The sequence below is a fragment of the Sphingopyxis sp. genome (genome assembly GCF_035565275.1).
Classification (GTDB): domain Bacteria; phylum Pseudomonadota; class Alphaproteobacteria; order Sphingomonadales; family Sphingomonadaceae; genus Sphingopyxis.
In genome coordinates this window covers 1-17,682 of the sequence record NZ_DATMST010000060.1, presented here as the reverse complement: position 1 = coordinate 17,682, position 17,682 = coordinate 1, and the positions used below count along the sequence as shown (strand labels likewise).

The window sequence follows — 17,682 nt, the reverse complement described above, 5'->3', positions numbered from 1 at the left end:
TTGAGTCAACGCTCTCTCAAGAAATTTCGTTCGCGGTCATGCGGCTGGTGCGACCGACCTTGGCTTTCGACCGGCATGGTCCTGGACCTGGCGGGCAATCGCATAGGGTTCGGCGGCAATCTCCGTTTTGCGTCCGGCCATCAGGTCGGCGAGCAAGCGCGCCGACCCCGCTGCAAAGGCGATCCCGGGCGGCCGTGGCCGCTGTTGAACCGCAATCCGCGGCCTCAAGCGGAACCCGGTATGCGGGGTGCTTTGCCGAAGTATATTTCCGGGTGCCGACGAGCTGCCGAAAGTCCGCTTTTTCTCGTTTATAACCAGGAGCGGACAGCCTCAAACCGGCCGGATTAGCTCGCAAACCTCGTGGGAATTATGGGGCCCGATCGGGTGGGATGCGTACAACTGATCAAAGACGGGATTGTGCTGATCGCTCGCAAACCGGAAGGTTCAAGCGCGTCGATGCCTTCCGAAGGTCCCCGCGACCCCGGTCAAAACCGCAAAGATGACACTACCGAAGACGAGCATGGCGTTGATGCCATAATATCCGACCGCCATGCCCGCGAGCGACGGCAGCAAGGCCGCGCCGCCGAGTTGAAAGGCCGTGAGATAAAGCACCGCGCGCCGGCCAGGATCGATCTCGATCAGCCAACCCGTAAAGAAGGGAAGGGTGAACAGCCACAGGAAGCCGAAAGCCATGCTGAGCGCGATGAGCGCCGGGGGGCTGTTCCGGAACAAGTAGAATAGCAGCAAGAGGGCTGCACCGCCGATGGCGCAGACGGCGATCGTTTTCGAGTTCGGCAATCGCTCGGCGAACCGCGCGGCCGCCAATGCGCCGGCAACCTGCGAGACGAGGCACAGCGAAACGGCAATCCCTTCGAAGGACGGCGTGTATCGGTATTGGATCAGCCACAGCCCGAAATAGCTCCACACCGACACGATCGCGCCGAGGAACAGTCCTGCACAGCAGAGCGCCGTGAGACTGGTCGGCGTGACCGCGCCGCGTTCGCTATCGGGTTCGGCGGGGCGGAGCGAAGCGGGCAGCATGAGCGCCGCGGCGGCGCCGACTACGCCGGCGGTGGCGAGGGCGATCAGTGCCGCGTCGGTTCGCGAACCCGCGACCGAGAAGAAGGGGAGAGCGGCCGCGACCGCGGCCTGAAGCAGCGTTTGCGCGGCCAGAAACAGTCCGCTCGCCCGCTCCACCGGTATCGCACGCGAAATGGTGACCAGTGCGGCCGACACGAGGATGCCTTCGCTCAGTCCCGTGACCCCGCGAAATGCGGACAGGATCGCTATCCCCGATTGCCCGATTTGTGCCGCGTTAAGCGCGGCGAGTGCTATGGCCGCGCCGCCGATCACCAGCTTTGCGTTGGCCCGGCGCAGCAACCCGACGCCGGCAAGCGAACCCAGCGCCATCGCCAGCATTTCGATCGTCACGAGATTGCCGACCTGGCTGTCGGCGACCCGCGCTTCCTGCACCATTGCGCCGAGGAACACCGGCTGGACCCCGAGGACAAGCAAGGCGCAAGACCCGATCAGCATCGAGATCGTGAGCGTCGCCCGGCTCGTTGGCGGCGGCGCGCTCACGACGGGCTGCTCGCGTCAGTGCGCAGCGGAAGATATTCGGGAAGGAAGGTGCGCGAATAGGCGATGCGCGCGCGGCGTGCCTGTTCCTCCATCGCGTCGGTGATCAGGCCGTGCCGGTGGATCGACAGCGACCAGATTGCGTCGTTGATCACGATGACCTCGACGAGCCGGTCGGGGAGGTCGGGGATTTCGGGCATGATGAACTTTTGCGTCATCACTTCGATGCTGCGGCCCGCCATCACGAAATTGCTGTCGAGATCCTGCGCGCGGATGTCCGACGACCACGCCGGACCGCCGAGCAGTACCTGGCGCGCCGCGGGGTGCGCATTGAACCATGCCTGGCCGGCGCGATACTGCAGCGTCTGCAGATCCTGCCAGCTTTCGATGTCTCCGGGCACCTCGGTGAGCACGCCTTCCTCGAACCGCTTCAGATATCGCTCGGCGAGTGCGCTGAACACGAGGTGCGGTTCGGGGAAGAAATGATAGATCGAAGGCGGCGATATCCCGACCTCGGCGGCGATTGCGTGGATGCTGATCGCCGAAGGCGGCAGCGTGTCGAGCAGTCGTTCGGCACCATCGAGGATCGCTTCGAATCTTGCCCGGCTGCGCTTTTGCGCGGGGCGGCGGATTTCCGCTCGGGTCAGTTCACTTGTCGTCATGCGCGCTCCCTGTGTCCCCATGCATCTTCGAAGCGCCCGCATAAATCAACCTTTTATCTGATTAGAAAAAGAGGATTGTGAAAAATTCTTGACTCTTGCGTAGTCGCCTGTTCTCTAAACCGGATAAATATCCGAAAATAATGAAGGGGAGTGCGATGAAACGCGGTTTTGCAGTGATTTCCGTCTCGTTGTTGGCGCTGACTCCGGCGATTGCTTCCGCGCAGGACGCAGCCCCGCCATCCTCTTCTGCCGCGGACCAGCCGGAAGGCATCGGCGAAATCGTCGTCACCGCACAGCGGCGCGAACAGAATATCCAGGACGTGCCGATCAGCATCGCGGCGATCAGCGGCGAAGCGCTCACCCAGGTCGGTATCCGCGATCCACGCGATCTGGCCATCCTCGTCCCCGGCCTCTCGTCGCAGGCGGGTACGTCGGCCACGACGACCTCGCTGTTCCTGCGCGGCGTCGGCATCGGCGATTTCAACTCGAACACCACCGGCGCGGTCGGCGTCTATGTCGACGATGTGTTCCTCGGCGCGAATGCGGGCAAGCTGTTCAACGTCTTCGACAGCGACGGCATCGAGGTACTGAAAGGGCCGCAGGGCACGCTCTACGGCCGCAACACCACCGCCGGCGCGATCCGCTTTTCGTCGCGCAAGCCGACCGACGAATTCAGTGCCAACGCCGCCGTCTCCTACGGCCGCTTCAACGAGGTGCAGGTCGAAGGCGGCGTCGGCGGGCCGATCATCGGCGACGTGCTGAAGGCACGGGTGGCAGGGACGTATCTGCGTCGCGACGGCTGGTTGCTCAACCGCGTGACCGGCAACAAGCTCAACGACCTCGACATGTGGGCGGGGCGCGCGATCGTCGATTTCACGCCGAACGAGGATATATTGATCCGCGCCATCGTCCATGGCGGGCAGAACCGCGGCGGGGCGCGCCAGTTCCAGCATCGCGGGCTGGGCGTCGATTTTGCCGGCAATCCCAATTTCGCCGACGGCGTGCCGCTCGACGGCCTTGGCTATGCCGATACCGACGGCGACCTCAATGCCGGCGATTATGACATCGAGGGGCAGGAGCGCGTCAATGTGTTCGGCGGTTCGCTGACCGCGAGCATCGATATGGGCGGGGTCTCGCTGACTTCGATCAGCGCCTATGAACAGGTGCGCCGCCACACGCTCGAGGATACCGACGCAAGCCCCAATAATGTGCTGACCGCGACCTATATCGACCGGCCGCAGCAGTTCAGCCAGGAACTCCGGCTCCAGTCTAAGGACGGCGGCGCGGTGAACTGGATCGTCGGCGGCTATTATTTCCACGACAAACTGGTCACCGAAAGCGCGTTCGATATCCTCCGCGTCTTTCGCGACCCCGACGATCTGCCGGGCACGCTCGACCCGGTCAATTCGATCGGCAATTTCGCCTATCCCTATGCGCAGAAGACCGAGAGCTGGGCCGCCTTTGCGCAGGCCGACGTCAAGCTGACCGACCGGCTGACGCTGACCGGTGGTCTGCGTTATTCGGTCGACAGCATCGATTTCGATTTCCACAGCTTTTTCGACGATGTGATCGTCGTGCCGGTGCTCGACTTCACCGGATCGAAGACGTTCAAGGACCTGTCGTGGCGCGCGGCGCTGTCGTTCCAGGCGACCGACGACCTGCTCTTCTACGCCTCGTCGTCGAAGGGATATAACAGCGGCGGCTTCGCCGGCGGCTCGTCGAGCGACCCGGCGCAATTGCAGCCGTTCCGTTCGGAAAAGCTCTACGCTTACGAGGCTGGGTTCAAGAGCGACCTGCTCGGCCGCGCGCTGCGTTTCAATGCCGCGGCTTTCTATTACGACTATCGCGATCTGCAGGTGTTCGTGTTCGACACGTCGGGCGTGCTGCCCGTCCAGCGTAAGCTGAACGCGGGCAATGCCGAGCTTTACGGTCTGGAAATCGAACTGCAGGCGCAGCCGTCGCGCAATTTCAACGCCTTCGTCAACGCCAGCCTGCTGCACGCACGCTACAAGGATTTCACCGCGCTCGCCGCCGACGATTATGCGGGTAACAAGCTGGTCAATGCACCCGAAGTGGCGATCTCGGCGGGTTTCGCGGTGACCCAGCCGCTGCCCGGCGACAGCGCGCTACGTCTGCGCGTCGACGGGAGCCTGCAGTCGGAAACCTTCCTGACGCCCGATAACGTCCGGGCCAACAGGGTGAAGCCTTATGGCACCGCGAACGCCCGGCTTTCCTGGCTGTCGCGTGACGAGAAGTTCGAGCTGGCGCTGTGGGCCAAGAATATCACCGGCACGCGCTATGTGACCTATGTTTCGCCGGTCGTGACGATGGACCAGCTCAACTACAACGACCCCGCGACCTACGGCGTCCAGGCCGTCGTGAAATTCTGACAGACAAGCGAGATCGATATGAACAGAGTGCAGGATGCGGCGCTGCGCGCGCGCGCGCTGAAAGTCATTCCGAACGGGATGTACGGGCATGAATCGGTGCGGATGCTGCCCGACAGCTTCCCGCAATTTTTCAGCAGGGCCGAGGGCGCCTATATCTGGGACGCCGACGGCAACCGCTACCTCGACTATATGTGCGCCTATGGCCCGAGCCTGCTCGGCTATCGCGACGAACGCGTCGAGGCGGCGGCGCGCGCGCAGGCGGCGGTAGGCGACACGCTCACCGGCCCGTCGCCCCTGATGGTCGACCTCGCCGAAATGCTCGTCGACATGGTCGATCACGCCGACTGGGCGATGTTCTGCAAGAACGGCACCGACGCGACGACGATGGCGATGAGCGGCGCGCGCGCGCAGACCGGCAAGCGGATCGTGCTGGTGGCGAAGGGCGCCTATCATGGCGCCGCGCCTTGGTGCACACCGATCCCCGCCGGCACGGTGGCCGAGGACCGCGCGCACATCCGTACCTACGCCTATAACGATGTCGCGAGCCTCGAGGCCGCGGTGGCGGATGCGGGCAACGATCTCGCCGCGATCTTTGCATCGCCGTTTCGCCACGATGCGTTCATCGATCAGGAAGCGCCCGACCCTGCTTACGCCCGGCGTGCGCGGGAGCTTTGCGACCGGACGGGGGCGATGCTGATCGTCGACGAGGTTCGCGCGGGGTTCCGCCTTGCGCGCGGGAGCAGCTGGACCAGCCTTGGCGTCCAGCCCGATCTCAGCGCATGGGGCAAATGCTTCGCCAACGGCCACCCGATCTCGGCGCTGCTCGGGTCGGACCGGTGCCGCGAAGGCGCGGGCGCCCTTTATGCGACGGGTTCCTTCTGGCTTTCGGCGGTGCCGATGGCGGCGGCGATCGAGACGCTGCGGATCATCCGCGAGAGCGACTATCTCGAACATATGGTCGGCCTTGGCGAAAGGCTGCGCACGGGTCTCGACGCGGCAGCGTCGAACCATGGCTTCACGCTGCGCCAGACCGGGCCAGTCCAGATGCCGCAGATCATGTTCGAAGGCGATCCCGACTTCCGGGTCGGGTATGGCTGGGCCGAAGAGATGCTCGCGCGCGGCGTCTATATGCATCCCTGGCACAATATGTTCCTCTGCGCCGCGATGACCGACGCCGACATCGACCTGACGCTTGCGGCGGCCGACGAGGCTTTCGCGGCGCTGGCGGCGCGGCGCGGCGAGCTTGCCCCGCACCCGATCCTCGTCGCGCTTGCCGCGGCGGCGTCCGATACGCCGGCCTGAGGTCATGGACGCGCGCGTCGACCTGCTCGCGGTCGGTCTCACGACGATCGACATCACCGTCCATCCGGTCGCGTCGCTGCCCGAGGGCGAGACGGGGCAACTCGTCGAATCGATCGTGCTTTCGCCCGCCGGAACCGCGGGCGGAACCGCGCTCGTCGCGCAGAAGCTCGGCCTCCGCACAGCAATCGCTTCGGCGGTTGGTGACGATCCGCAGGGGCAGTTGATCCGGTCGATGTTCGACGCGGCAGGGGTCGATACGCGACTGCTTTCGATCGACCCGGATCGGCCGACCTCGACCACGGTGCTCCCGATCCGCCCGAATGGCGACCGTCCGAACTGGCACATGATGGGGGCGAGCGTCTTTGCACCCGTCACCGACGCGGTCTTTGCCGCGCTCGCCCACACCGCCGCCGTCCACTGGGGCGGTGTGGGCTTTCCCGGCGCGGCGGGGAAGGGTGCCGACCTGCTTCGCGATGCGCGCGCACGCGGCATATTCACGTCATGTGACCTGATCGCGCCCTCGGATGCGGCGCAGGCCGATCTCGACGCGTTGTTGCCGCACGTCGATCTGTTCATGCCCAGCCTCGCCGAGGTGCATGCACTTGCCGGAACCGGCGATCCGGTCGAAGGCGCACGCCGTTTCATGGCACGCGGCGCCGGCGGCTGCCTCGTCAAGATGGGCGGCGGGGGGGCGTTGCTCATACTGCCCGACCGGCAAATTCATGCGCCGGCGCACCGGATCGACCCCATCGACACGACCAGTTGCGGCGACAGCCTGTGTGCGGGATATATCGCCGGACGCGCGCGCGGCCTGGATCCCGCCGACGCTTTGCGTTTCGGTGTCGCGACCGCGGCGCAGGTCGCGCTGGGCGTCGGCACACTGGGCAAGCTCGAAAGCCATGACGGGACGACCGCGTTCATGCGCGACACACCGGTTAAGGAAGGACCCCGATGACCGAAGACGAAGCCCGGCAGCAGCTTGTCGATGCGATGCGAACGCTCGACGCACGCGGGCTCAATCGCGGGACGTCGGGCAATCTGTCGGTGCGCTTTGGATCGGGGATGTTCGTGACGCCGTCGGGGATAACCCCCGACCGCCTGAAGCCCGGGCTGATGGTATTCGTCGACGGCGACGGCAGCGTCGCGGAAGGGGCGGCGGGCCCTTCGAGCGAATGGCAGATGCATCTTGGCCTCTATCGCCGCCGCGCCGATGCCAAGGCCATCGTCCATTGCCATGCGCGCCATTCGACGATCCTCGCGTGCGCGCACCTCGAGATCCCGCCGCTCCACTATATGGTCGCGGTCAGCGGCGGAGCGAGCGTTCCGGTCGCGCCCTATGCGACCTTCGGCAGCGAGGAACTTGCCGAGGGTGTCGCCGACACGCTCGACGGAAGGCTCGCCTGCCTGATGGCCAATCACGGGCTGATCGCGCTGGGGCCGAACCTTGCCACCGCGATGGCGATCACCGAGGAAATCGAGGAACAGGCGGCCGTTTATTGCGGCACGCTGGCGATCGGCGGGCCAAAGCTCCTGGACGAGCCGGAAATGAAGCGGATCATCGGAGCGTTCCAGCGTTACGGACAACGCTGATACGAGATCGGACTGTGACCATCCGCGGATATTTCGCGCTGGACAGACCAGAGTGCAGAATGTCGACTGTTTTGGGCCGCCTATTCAGCTGACGCCCAGAACAGGGTCGGCAGCATGACGAAGCCGGCGATGACGCAGGCCGTCGCGATCCAGCGCCAGTATCCCATTCCCAGCCATGCTCGCTGCCAACCGACGCGGAACGGCGTTGCCTGCTTCAGTTTGCGACCGATATGCAGCGCATAGATCGCCATGCCGGAAACCGAGAGCGCGGTCATCAGGCTACCGAAAAGAAACCAGATTGCCTTGGTCCAATAGCCGCCAAAATATCCGAAATACAGCGGGTCGGCCATTTCGCTGATCCGCTGATGCACGTCGAGGTTGGCCCCGTCGGTCTCCTCGTCGTCGAGCAGGACATATTGGTCCTTCGCATATTGGAAGCCCTTGACGATCTCGTCGACGTCGACCGGGCCGACGCCGGGGACCACCTTCTCATATTTGATGCGCTTGCTCGTCGGTTTATGGATCTGGCTGAAGGCAATCGTCGCGCCGCTCTTTGTCGCCGAAGACTTCAACGGGGATCGAGACGAGCACCAGGCGGATCTGGCCTTTCCAATAGGGACGCGCTGCCATCTTCCGTCACTCCTTCGCAAGACTCCTTCATTGCGCGCGGCCGCCGAGCGTTCCCGGGCGCGCGCAACTCAATCTGGATCAAGATCGGCGAATATTTGCGGTGCGGGGGCAACGACGCGCTCTGTCGCCGGTTGGCTGGCGGCTTGCCGGCAGCGCCGATGGTGGCCCATAACGCTTTGGCTCGGCGAGTTCCGGGCAGTTGGTATCCGCGCCCGCTGCGGTCGGGAAATCCGCGGCCGCTGCACCGGGATCAGAATATTCCGAGGAATTTCTTGCGCTGCTTTTCTTTCCCGTCGGCGGTCTGCTTTCCGTCCTCGGACTTGGCGGTCGTGCCCCTGCCGACATCGTCGCGCGGTTTGCCTTTGCTTGTCCGCTGGGCCTTGGCCGTCGCGCCGGCGAGCACGGGGCCACACTGCGCCGCCTTGGCATCGCCGGGGTCGATAAAGGGAATGATCGCGGCGACCGGGCTGGCGAGGATGCCGAGGCCGAGGCCGGCGCCCGCGCGGCCGGCAAGTTCGTCGCTCACCGGATCGATCCTCGGCGCTGCAAAATAGCCCTGCACGCCGACCGGCGACTGGCCCGAGAACAGGCTGAAGGTCTTGCCGTCGGCGCGCACCGCCATGTCGATCGCTTCGGAGCGGAACGAGAAGCCGCCGCGGCCGAGCATCACGTTCTTCTGCGTGTCGATCAGGATCGGGTCGGCCGCCGCGACGCCGCCACGCACCGTGAAGGCGATCAGCCCGCAATTGATCTGGACCGGCTTCTTCAATTTGTCCTGGAACATCTTCTGCACGAACGTGCCGATATCGAGTTCGGCGAGCTGGATATTGCGCGTCCAGAAGGTGCCTTGCGGCAGCACGAAGGCAATGCGGCCGTTCGAGGTCGCGAGCGATTGGCGTACGCTGTCGCCAAGACCGACCATGCGGACGCGGCCGCTCACCGTGCCCGTTGTCCCGGACTCCTCGGTCCCGAATCCGGCCAGCAGCGTGCCGAGCCGCGTCGGCGACAGGCGGATATCATATTCCGTACGCACACGGGCGGGGCGCGTGTCGACCGAGATATCGCTCTTCACGGTGCCGCCCGCTACGACGAAGTTGAACGGCTTCAATTCCATCAACCCGTTCTTGAGTGCGAGCGTGAGGTCGACGTGGCTGATCGGAAAGCTTTCGGCGCGTACCTTGGTGACCCGGTACCGGACATTGGCGTCGAACCGCTTCAGGGCTTCGACGCGCAGCGGCGCATCGGGCAACAAGCGCGGGCGGCCGCTGACGGTCTGTACGGTCCCACCCGTGCCCATCGTATCGAGCCGCTGCGGATCATAACCGACGAACGGCCCGGCATCGATGATATTGAGCGAGCGGGTGGTCAGATCGGCCTTCAGATAGACGCGCCCTTTCGGCTGGCTGACCGCAAGCGCGCCGGCGAGGTCGCTGTCGCCGAACACGCCCTTGATGCCGGTCAGCTTCCAGACCTCGTCCGCGTAGGTCAGCGCGGAAGTGACGCGGTAGCGCCGCGTGTCGGGGATCGCGACACCGAGGAAGTCGAAGAGGCGCGACAGATTGCCGCCGCGTGCATGGAGCTTGAGGTTGGCGCCTTCGAGTTCGGTCGGTCCCGGCAGCGTGCCCGACACGTCGAGTGTGTTGCCGAGCCCGACCGCATGGAGGGTGAGGGTATTCTTGCCCCCGGCGATCGTCTCGTTCGGCGATGCGAGGCCGCCAGACAGGGTGAAGGGCTGCGCGCGCATCGTCCCGCGCCCCGAAAAGCGGATGTCGTCGTCGATGCGGGTTCCGGTAGCACGGACTGTGTCGATATCGATATCGGCGAACAGCTGCAATTTGGGATCGCGATAGGTGAGGCCGCTCCGGGTGATCGCGGCGCGGCGGATGCGTGGCAGTTCGAGCGGCTCGGGCGGGCGGTCGGGGTCGCCGAAGGTCCAGCTATTGCGCTTGTTGCCTTCGTCCCATTCGAGCGCGACCCTCGCGCCGTCGAGATCGGCGTACCGCAGGATGCGGTTGCCGAAGAGGAGAGGGAAGGTGGCGAGCCTCGTATCGACCTTCCTCGCCGTGAAGAACTGTTTCTCGCGCGCCCACGCGGGGTTTGCGATACTGATATTCTCGGCATGGAATTTGATGTTGAGGGGAGCGAAATAGAGCTGGAAATCGCCGCCGACGTCGACATTTCGTTCGAGTTGGGAGGTCGCGAAGCGTTCGAACGGCCCTTTCAGAAAACGCCCCTTGGTGATGAACAGGATCAGCCAGATGGCAAACAGGGTCAGAAAGATGATCGCGATGGTCCGGATTGCGATGCGAAGGGGTCCGGGACGCCGTTCCAGCCATGCCGGCGCCCAGGCGGTTCGCGCCCAGCGCCGGGAGCGATCCCGCCAGTGCAAGGCGGGTAAACTGGCTGCCGGGGCCGTTTGACCGGAGCGCATGTCCATTCAGCAGCAATCCGCCGCGTGCGGCTTCGTTCCGTGCGGGATGGGCGCGCGGTACCGGAACGACCGCCATGAGCGCGCGTTCTGCGCCTCGCACTTGCCGTGCTTGCGGCCGAAGAGGCCAAGTGGCGGCTCTGCTCGGCGAAAGCCCCTCCTGCCGCACCAACAGGACGCGCGGTTCGCCAAAAACCATGCAAGTGGTCCGGAAGCGCATGCAGAAGCTTCGCAACCAGCGAACGCACAGCTGACGGGGGATTCGAAAAGAAACGGCGCGGGAAAAGAGCCCCGCGCCGTTTCGACGATGATCGCTTCACGAGCACCGCCCCCCTCCACACACCATCAAGTCTTGGGTCGCATAGGACTTGCCGGCGGGCCGAGCCTCTTCGCTCCCGCATGCGGCCTCCCATGTTGAAAGTCTTGTAGAAAGCCGACACCGGCCCTCGGCTTGCCGCAAATCGATGTGGCCGGCTTTCAGGCTGGTGCCTTGCCGCGCTCCAGCCGGAAGAAGAGATTATCCAGTCCGTTGGTCCCGCTCGCCCGCCCCGCATCGTCCCGGGTTACAACCCTGACCTGGTTCGGCAGGATGCCGCGATCGGCAAGGAAGCGGGCAAGTGTTCGCGCGCGCGCTTCGGCGAGCGGGCCGACGATATCGGCATCGCCGCCAAGAATGAGCTGCGCATCGGGCGTCGCGCGCAAGAGCGTGCCGAGATCGGCGGCGTTGCCGAGCCCGCGCGCCGACAGCCGCGCAGTTTGGGGCACGAAGGCATCGGATCCGAATGCGAAGCGCATGCTGTCCGGCGCATCGCCGGCAAGCCAGTCAGCGACATTGCGGCTCAGTGTGCCTTTTCGCGCGACCATGGTCGTGCCGTCGGCCAGCATGACCAGTTCGCCGCCGGACGTGGGTGCATTTCGGGTCGCGGGGGTATCTTCGGATGCCGCATTGACGTCGTTGCACGACGTCAATGCGAGTGCTGCCGTGGCAACAAGGGTGATGGGAAGGAGCGTATGGACATGCGGCACGCGGTGGCCCCTATTTAGCTTGCCCCCGTTGTCCTAACGTTCGAAGGCTCGCGCCGTTGCGACAATATCGTGTCTCGCGATGGGCCGCTCGGGCCGGCGGAGCTTCGGAACTTTCGGGACGAGACGGCGTTGACTGTTGTATCCGGACAGGATGAACCGACGGCATCGCCGCCGCCCCGCACATGCGTGCGGAGGCTGCGCGGATATGCGTCCAGGTAGGAGAATAACATGTTCAGATGGGCTATCATCTTTGCCGTCGTGGCGCTCGTCGCGGCGCTTCTGGGCTTTGGCGGCATCGCCGGTCTTTCGGCGGACTTTGCGAAGATATTGCTGGTTGTCGCGGTCGTGCTGGTCATCGTCGGTTTCGTCTTCGGCCGCGGCGGAAGTCGAACCCTGCCCTGATCGGGAGAGCGCCGGGGCGTTCGCCTCGTCCCGCCTTCGATCACCTGCGAGGAATATCGAAAAAGGCCCGCTTCGGCGGGCCTTTTTACTGCGCCGCTGCCGACCCAGGGAGCGATGGGTCGCGCTTGCGGCAACCATGATTTGCCTGCGGCGTTTCTCCCCGGAACTTTGAAAGGGATTCTGATGCGAACTCTTCTGCTGCTCGCCTGTTCGGCGACGATGATCGCAGCCTGCAGCGACAAGAATGAAGCCGCGGAGGACAAGCTCGAGCGTGCTGCCCAAACGAGCGCGAAGGTCGCGGGGGCGCTGCCGGCGGCCTTGGGACTGACCGAGGCGCAATTGCTCGACGCCGATCTGGTCGGCGCCGACGGCCAGGATATGGGGGATGTCGAGCAGGTCCTGCGCGATGCCGACAACAGGGTCGATCGCCTCCTCGTCGAACTAGATGGCATCGGTCCGGACCATTATGTCCATGTTCCGATCACCGGATTGAAAACCGTCGTGAAGGGCGACGATACCGACCTCGTCACGCCAATGACCAAGGCCGATCTCGTGGCACTCCCCGAAGTCAAACTGCCCGCGCCCTGAAACGAGCGCGGCGCCGGAAAAACCGGAGCTGATAGTCCGCCGTCGAAAGAGAAATGGCGCCTTGTCCCGGCGCAGTCGCGGCACTCCCGAGACGATCGATATCCGGGGCGCGAATGGACGAAGCGGGTCGCCGGCGGCTATACTCCGCGCATGAGTCCGGGCGCGAGCGGCGCGAGTTCGCGCGCGAGATAACCGATCGGCCCCATCGTCTCGGACAGCCGGCGCCCGGCTTCGCCGTGAAGCCAGATGCCCCAGGCGGCGGCTTGCAGCGGGGGGAGGCCTTGTGCGCCGAGACCCGCGATCAAACCGGCCAGCACGTCGCCCGAACCGCTGACGGCGAGGCCCAGCCCTCCTCCCGCATAGGCAAGGCAAATACCGTCTGCCATCAGATGGCTGGTAGCGCCCTTGACCATGACCGAGGCGCCGAAGCGATCGGCGGCACGGGTCAGTGCAGCGAGCGGATCGCCCGACACCTTCTCCTTGTCAGCTCCCAGCATGGCCGCGAGTTCGCCTTCGTGCGGGGTAAGGACTGTATGATGGCCGCGGGCGGCGATCGCATCCGCATGATCGGCGGCAGCGCGGAGCGCGAAGGCGTCGAGGAGCAGGAACATGTCGGCGGGCAGGGCGGGCAAGAGGGCGGCAAGCAGCGTGCGGACGATGTCTTCGTCGATCATCGCCGGACCGAAGACGATCGCGTCGTGACCGGCCATTTCGGCGAGCAGCAGATCGGCGCTGGCGGGCGCGATCTCGCCGCTTTCGGTTTCGGGCAGGGCGACGACCGCGCAAGCCGGAAAGGCGATGCCGACGGGGATGGCTGCCGACGCGATCGTGGCGATCGTGACCTTTCCGGCGCCGGCGCGGAACGCCGCCTCGGCGGTCAGCAGCATTCCGCCGGGAACCCGGCGGCAGCCCCCGATAACCAGCACGCGCCCGCGGCCGTTCTTGTCGACATTGTCGTGATGATCGGGAAGCGGGTTCGCCTTGAGCCAGGCCGTGTCGAGCGCGATCGGGTCAACCACGCGCGGCGACCATTGCGTCGGGCTCGCGGGTGACCGGAACCTCGTCCTTCATGGGAGCTGTCACATTATAACGCGCCAGCACCAGATTGCCGTCGCGGCCAATGTCGGGGTCGAAACGATATTCGGTGATTGCGCAATTGGCGACATCGCCCGCCTTGTCGATCGCGAGGATTTCGGCTTCGCCGAGATTTTCGATGATCGTGCGGAGGCAAAGCACGACGACCTGATGCGCGACGATCATGACGCGGCGGCCGCCATAATGGAGCGAGATGGTGTCGAGGAGCGAGCGAAGCCGCAGGATGACATCGCACCAGCTCTCGCCTCCGGGCGGGCGGTGATAGAATTTGCCGAGCAGGCTGCGGAACTCGGCCTGCTCGGGATGCGAAGCCTCGATGCCGAGCCGCGTGAGGCCGTCGAGAATGCCGAATTCCTTTTCGCGAAGCCGCTCGTCGATACAGATTTTCTCGTCGGCCTCGCACCCTCCGGCCTTGCGGAAAATCTCGGCCGTTTGAACCGCGCGGAGATAGGGCGAGGCGAGCATGACTTCGGGCCGGCCATCTTCTTCGCCGGCCGCGAACCATTTGCCGAGCGCATGCGACTGTTCCATTCCAAGCTTCGACAACGGGACATCGACGTCGCGGTGATCGAGTTCGATGCGCTCGGCGCCGGCGGCGTCGGCAGCATCGCGCGCGACATTGCCTGCGCTCTGGCCATGGCGGACGACCCAGAGCGTCGAAGGCCAGCGGGGAGTCATGGAAATATGCCTTGCATGGTGACCGAACGCGGAAGGACGGAGCGGGTTGCCGCTGAAGGGTGCTGCATTTGCGATCGCTCCGGGTGGCCGCCGATCACGGGGCTTTCGCGCTTCCATCGTCCGCCTTCGCGAGCGCGTCGGCCAGCTGTGCCTGGCTGAAAGGCTTTCCGAGCCGGACGAGGGGGCCGGGCGCGCCTTCGGACAGTTCGCCATAACCCGAGGCGATGATGATCGGCAGGTCCGGCCGCGCCGCGCGGAGTGTCTCGGCCAGCTTTGCGCCCGTCATGTTGGGCATCGCCTGATCGGTGATCAACAGGTCGATATCGGGATGCTCGGCAAAGCGCGTGAGGGCTTCTTCGCCCGACGATGCTTCGTAGACGTCGTGGCCGAGATCCTCGAGCAGCGCAGCCGTATTCATGAGGACGAGGGCGTCATCGTCGACCGCCAGTATCTTTAGCCGGTGATGCGCCGACGTCTCGCTGGCGTCCGCATTGACGGCGATGTCTTCGGGTTCATCGTTGGCGGCCAAAGCCGGTAGCCACAGCGAGGCCGTCGTACCCGATCCCAGCCGGCTTTGAAGCTGCAGGAAGCCGCCCATCTGTTCGGCAAGACCATGAACCATCGAAAGACCAAGGCCGGTTCCCTTGCCGACCCCTTTGGTCGTGAAGAAGGGCTCCGTAGCGCGTAAAAGCGTTTCAGGATCCATGCCCTTGCCGCTGTCCGTGACGTCGATCCGGACATAGGCGCCGGCGGGAAGATGATCGATCTCGTTTGCGGCGAGATCGCGGGCGCTCACCGCGATCGAAATCTTGCCGCCATCGGGCATCGCGTCGCGCGCATTCACCGCAAGGTTGATAAACGCCATTTCCAGCTGGTTCGCATCGGCCTCGACCGCCGCAATCCGGTCGGGAAGCCGGAGCTGCAGCGGATGCGCGGGGCCGATCGTGCGCTGGAGGAGGTCCGACATGTTCCGGATCAGGCGGATCGGTTCGATCGCTTCGGTCTGAAGGTCCTGCCGGCGGGCGAAGGCAAGCATCCGCTGCGTCAGCGCGGCGCCGCGTTCGACTCCCTGCAGGGCATTGTCGATGAGGCGCTTGAGCTGCGGGTCGGCCGGGAGCTTCTTGGCCAGGAGGCCGATGCTGCTCTGCACCGCCATCAGCAGATTGTTGAAATCATGCGCCACGCCGCCCGTAAGCTGTCCGATCGCTTCCATCTTCTGCGACTGGAAAAGCGCTTCGCGCGCGCGCTCGAGTTCGCGCTGCCGTTCCTCGCGCTCGCTGACGTCGCGGGTGATCTTGGCAAAGCCGGCGAGATTTCCGTCATGGTCGTAAATCGGATCGATGACGACGCTTGCCGCGAATTCGCTTCCGTCCTTCCTGACGCGCCGCCCCTCGGCGAGAAAGCGCCCTTCGGTCCGCGCCAGCGCCAGCGCCCTGGCGGGCTCGCCCGCGGCAGCATCGGCGGCCGTGTAGAATTTCGAGAAGTGCGATCCGATGATTTCATGCGGGGCATAGCCCTTGATCCGTTCGGCCCCGGCATTCCAGCTCGAGACATGGCCGTCGGGGTCGAGCCGATAGATCGCATAGTCGGTCACGCTCTGCACGAGCATCCGGAACTGTTCCTCGCTTTCGCGCAGCGTTTCCAACGCGCGTCGGCGCTCGGTCAGGTCGCGGGTGATCTTCGCAAATCCGACAAGGATATCATCCTCGTCCCAGATCGGATCGATCACGACATGGGCCCAGAAGCGCTCGCCATTCTTGCGGACGCGCCAGCCTTCCTGTTCGAACTGGCCTTCGGTGCGGGCGATTTCGAGCGCACGCCGCGGGAGGTCGACCGCGCGATCTTCGGGCGTGTAGAAGCGCGAGAAATGTTCGCCGACGATTTCGTCGGCGGTATAGCCCTTGAAGCGCTGTGCGCCGCTGTTCCAATTGGCGATAAAGCCGCCCGGATCGAGCATGTAGATCGCATAGTCCTTGATGGCATCGACCAGCATCCGATAGCGGCCATCTGTGCTCAGCGAATCGTCGTGTCGTGTGTGTCCTTCCATTAGGTCCATGCGCCAAGCTTTTCTCGAGGGAAGGGAAACGTCTCTGATTCCCGAACCGCGTCCGGACGTTAAAGTTCCGCGATGCCTTCACGCAAATGTGAGGACATGGCAGGAAATTGCCATTTTCGCGCGGCCCGATGGAGATCGTCAAATCCTTAGTCGACACAAAATTCGCGCGCAGTAACCTGGATTAAACACACCGCGCCGCGCCGCGATTATTCTCCTGCGTCCCGACAACCGGCGGAGAGCATCGTGTCCCAGGAAACGAATACGGTTTGGTCGGCCGTGATTGCGACCGAAGACGAGCATGGCGAAGGAGCGGAAGACTTCGCTCGCAGTGAAGCAGCGAGAGCTGCGGCAGCGGGAGACACCGAGCGCGAAGGAAGCTGGCGAATGGTAGCCGACGAACTCCATATACTGCATGCAATCAACCGTCGCCGGGCGCGGCCAAGAGGAGGCGCGGCCCCGCCGACGCGCCCTTAGGATGCCGCGCGCATGATATTCCGATGCGCAGGATCCGTATCGGCCAGTCGTCGGTAATCGACAGCATCGCCTATGACGATGAGGCTGCGACGCTTTGCGTCGCGTTCCATGACGCAGGCAAATATCGTTCCGGCGGAAATTTTCGATGGCTTGCACGAGGCACGCTCCGCCGGGGTGTTTTTCAACGAGCACATCAAGGACCGCTTCCGATTTCAGCGCGATCCCGGCCGCCGCCGGTTCGGACCGAAGGCCTGAAGCGCGAAGCATCTCCTGCGCGCGTCCGGCGTTGTCTCGCAATGGACGTCCGGATCGGCACCGCGGGATGGAGCATCGCCGCACAATATAAACCCGAATTCCCCGCCGAAGGCTTTGCGCTCGAGCGCTATGCCGCACGCTTCTCATGTGCCGAGGTCAATTCCTCCTTTTACCGCTCGCACCGTCCCTCGACCTGGACGCGCTGGGCCGCTCTCGTGCCCGACGCGTTTCGATTTGCGGTCAAGGTTCCGCGTACCGTCACGCATGAGAGGAGCCTTCGCGACTGCGGCGACGCGATCGCCCGCCTGCTTGACGAGACTGCGGGGCTTGGCAACAAGCTTGGCGTCCTGCTTGTCCAGTTGCCCCCCCGTCTTGTGTACGACCGCGATCTGGTCGAGGCTTTCTTCGCTGATCTGGTTTCGCGAGCCCGCGCACGCGTCGTGTGCGAGCCGCGCCACGAAAGCTGGTTCGAAACTGCCGCCGATCACCACCTCGCGGCGCTCGGCGTCGCGCGCGTCGCCGCCGATC

General features: G+C 64.6%; 15 protein-coding genes and 1 pseudogene. 8 read left to right on the top strand and 8 right to left on the bottom strand.

The features are described from left to right. Positions 1-444 precede the first annotated feature (444 nt). Positions 445-1,581, bottom strand: coding sequence for an MFS transporter (locus VN047_RS04035; RefSeq protein ID WP_325540265.1), 1,137 nt, complete (start codon positions 1,579-1,581; stop codon positions 445-447). Next, positions 1,578-2,240: a TetR/AcrR family transcriptional regulator gene (locus VN047_RS04030; protein WP_325540263.1), complete on the bottom strand. Its 663-nt coding sequence runs from the start codon at positions 2,238-2,240 to the stop codon at positions 1,578-1,580. Before VN047_RS04030 ends, VN047_RS04035 begins: the two co-directional genes overlap by 4 nt. Before the next feature lie 155 nt (positions 2,241-2,395). On the opposite strand from VN047_RS04030, the gene VN047_RS04025 reads away from it, so the two are divergent. From VN047_RS04025 to VN047_RS04010, 4 genes are read left to right on the top strand one after another with little or no spacing between them, the layout of a single operon-like run. Continuing rightward, positions 2,396-4,630, top strand: a complete 2,235-nt coding sequence (locus VN047_RS04025; protein ID WP_325540261.1) for a TonB-dependent receptor — start codon at positions 2,396-2,398, stop codon at positions 4,628-4,630. Between the two features lie 18 nt (positions 4,631-4,648). Then, complete coding sequence (locus tag VN047_RS04020; protein ID WP_325540259.1) at positions 4,649-5,932, top strand: aminotransferase class III-fold pyridoxal phosphate-dependent enzyme; 1,284 nt, start codon at positions 4,649-4,651, stop codon at positions 5,930-5,932. Between the two features lie 4 nt (positions 5,933-5,936). After that, on the top strand, positions 5,937-6,887 hold the full coding sequence (locus VN047_RS04015; RefSeq protein ID WP_325540257.1) for a sugar kinase: 951 nt from the start codon (positions 5,937-5,939) through the stop codon (positions 6,885-6,887). Next, a complete protein-coding gene (locus tag VN047_RS04010) occupies positions 6,884-7,522 on the top strand; it encodes a class II aldolase/adducin family protein (protein WP_325540255.1) in 639 nt (212 codons plus the stop codon). Before VN047_RS04015 ends, VN047_RS04010 begins: the two co-directional genes overlap by 4 nt. An 80-nt stretch (positions 7,523-7,602) precedes the next feature. On the opposite strand, the pseudogene VN047_RS04005 reads toward VN047_RS04010, so the two are convergent. The 3 genes and pseudogenes from VN047_RS04005 to VN047_RS03995 form a co-directional block, all read right to left on the bottom strand. Then, positions 7,603-8,152, bottom strand: a pseudogene (locus tag VN047_RS04005) (Ku protein). Between the two features lie 250 nt (positions 8,153-8,402). Then, positions 8,403-10,589: an AsmA family protein gene (locus VN047_RS04000; protein ID WP_325540253.1), complete on the bottom strand. Its 2,187-nt coding sequence runs from the start codon at positions 10,587-10,589 to the stop codon at positions 8,403-8,405. A 468-nt stretch (positions 10,590-11,057) separates the two neighbouring features. Further along, positions 11,058-11,606: a hypothetical protein gene (locus VN047_RS03995; RefSeq protein ID WP_325540251.1), complete on the bottom strand. Its 549-nt coding sequence runs from the start codon at positions 11,604-11,606 to the stop codon at positions 11,058-11,060. A gap of 228 nt (positions 11,607-11,834) precedes the next feature. Here VN047_RS03995 and VN047_RS03990 point away from each other — a divergent pair, with 228 nt between their 5' ends. Together VN047_RS03990 and VN047_RS03985 are read left to right on the top strand one after the other, a co-directional pair. After that, the gene (locus tag VN047_RS03990; RefSeq protein WP_325540249.1) at positions 11,835-12,008 is read left to right on the top strand and encodes a DUF1328 family protein; all 174 of its coding nucleotides are present in this window, start codon (positions 11,835-11,837) and stop codon (positions 12,006-12,008) included. A 183-nt stretch (positions 12,009-12,191) separates the two neighbouring features. Beyond that, positions 12,192-12,596: a PRC-barrel domain containing protein gene (locus tag VN047_RS03985; protein ID WP_325540247.1), complete on the top strand. Its 405-nt coding sequence runs from the start codon at positions 12,192-12,194 to the stop codon at positions 12,594-12,596. A 137-nt stretch (positions 12,597-12,733) separates the two neighbouring features. Here the strand turns inward: VN047_RS03985 and VN047_RS03980 are convergent, their stop codons facing one another. The 3 genes from VN047_RS03980 to VN047_RS03970 form a co-directional block, all read right to left on the bottom strand. Next, a complete protein-coding gene (locus tag VN047_RS03980) occupies positions 12,734-13,615 on the bottom strand; it encodes an NAD(P)H-hydrate dehydratase (RefSeq protein ID WP_325540245.1) in 882 nt (293 codons plus the stop codon). Continuing rightward, positions 13,608-14,369 carry a histidine phosphatase family protein gene (locus tag VN047_RS03975; RefSeq protein ID WP_325540243.1) on the bottom strand — a complete coding sequence of 254 codons (762 nt, stop codon included), beginning with the start codon at positions 14,367-14,369 and terminating at the stop codon, positions 13,608-13,610. Before VN047_RS03975 ends, VN047_RS03980 begins: the two co-directional genes overlap by 8 nt. Positions 14,370-14,463: 94 nt before the next feature. After that, positions 14,464-16,362 carry a PAS domain S-box protein gene (locus VN047_RS03970; protein ID WP_325540241.1) on the bottom strand — a complete coding sequence of 633 codons (1,899 nt, stop codon included), beginning with the start codon at positions 16,360-16,362 and terminating at the stop codon, positions 14,464-14,466. A gap of 609 nt (positions 16,363-16,971) precedes the next feature. Here VN047_RS03970 and VN047_RS22680 point away from each other — a divergent pair. Beyond that, entirely contained in the window at positions 16,972-17,154 is a 183-nt protein-coding gene (locus VN047_RS22680; protein ID WP_349255343.1) for a KTSC domain-containing protein, read from the top strand. A 41-nt stretch (positions 17,155-17,195) separates the two neighbouring features. Next, the coding region (locus VN047_RS03965) for a DUF72 domain-containing protein (RefSeq protein WP_325540239.1) at positions 17,196-17,682 on the top strand (487 nt) is incomplete at its 3' end.

Bases quoted from the DNA above. Each gene is read 5' to 3' on its own strand.
- VN047_RS04000 (WP_325540253.1), bottom strand. From the start codon at position 10,589: ATGGACATGCGCTCCGGTCAAACGGCCCCGGCAGCCAGTTTACCCGCC.
- VN047_RS03985 (WP_325540247.1), top strand. From the start codon at position 12,192: ATGCGAACTCTTCTGCTGCTCGCCTGTTCGGCGACGATGATCGCAGCC.
- VN047_RS04030 (WP_325540263.1), bottom strand. From the start codon at position 2,240: ATGACGACAAGTGAACTGACCCGAGCGGAAATCCGCCGCCCCGCGCAA.
- VN047_RS04015 (WP_325540257.1), top strand. From the start codon at position 5,937: ATGGACGCGCGCGTCGACCTGCTCGCGGTCGGTCTCACGACGATCGAC.
- VN047_RS04010 (WP_325540255.1), top strand. From the start codon at position 6,884: ATGACCGAAGACGAAGCCCGGCAGCAGCTTGTCGATGCGATGCGAACG.
- VN047_RS04025 (WP_325540261.1), top strand. From the start codon at position 2,396: ATGAAACGCGGTTTTGCAGTGATTTCCGTCTCGTTGTTGGCGCTGACT.
- VN047_RS03990 (WP_325540249.1), top strand. From the start codon at position 11,835: ATGTTCAGATGGGCTATCATCTTTGCCGTCGTGGCGCTCGTCGCGGCG.
- VN047_RS22680 (WP_349255343.1), top strand. From the start codon at position 16,972: ATGACGATGAGGCTGCGACGCTTTGCGTCGCGTTCCATGACGCAGGCA.
- VN047_RS03975 (WP_325540243.1), bottom strand. From the start codon at position 14,369: ATGACTCCCCGCTGGCCTTCGACGCTCTGGGTCGTCCGCCATGGCCAG.
- VN047_RS03970 (WP_325540241.1), bottom strand. From the start codon at position 16,362: ATGCTGGTCGATGCCATCAAGGACTATGCGATCTACATGCTCGATCCG.
- VN047_RS04020 (WP_325540259.1), top strand. From the start codon at position 4,649: ATGAACAGAGTGCAGGATGCGGCGCTGCGCGCGCGCGCGCTGAAAGTC.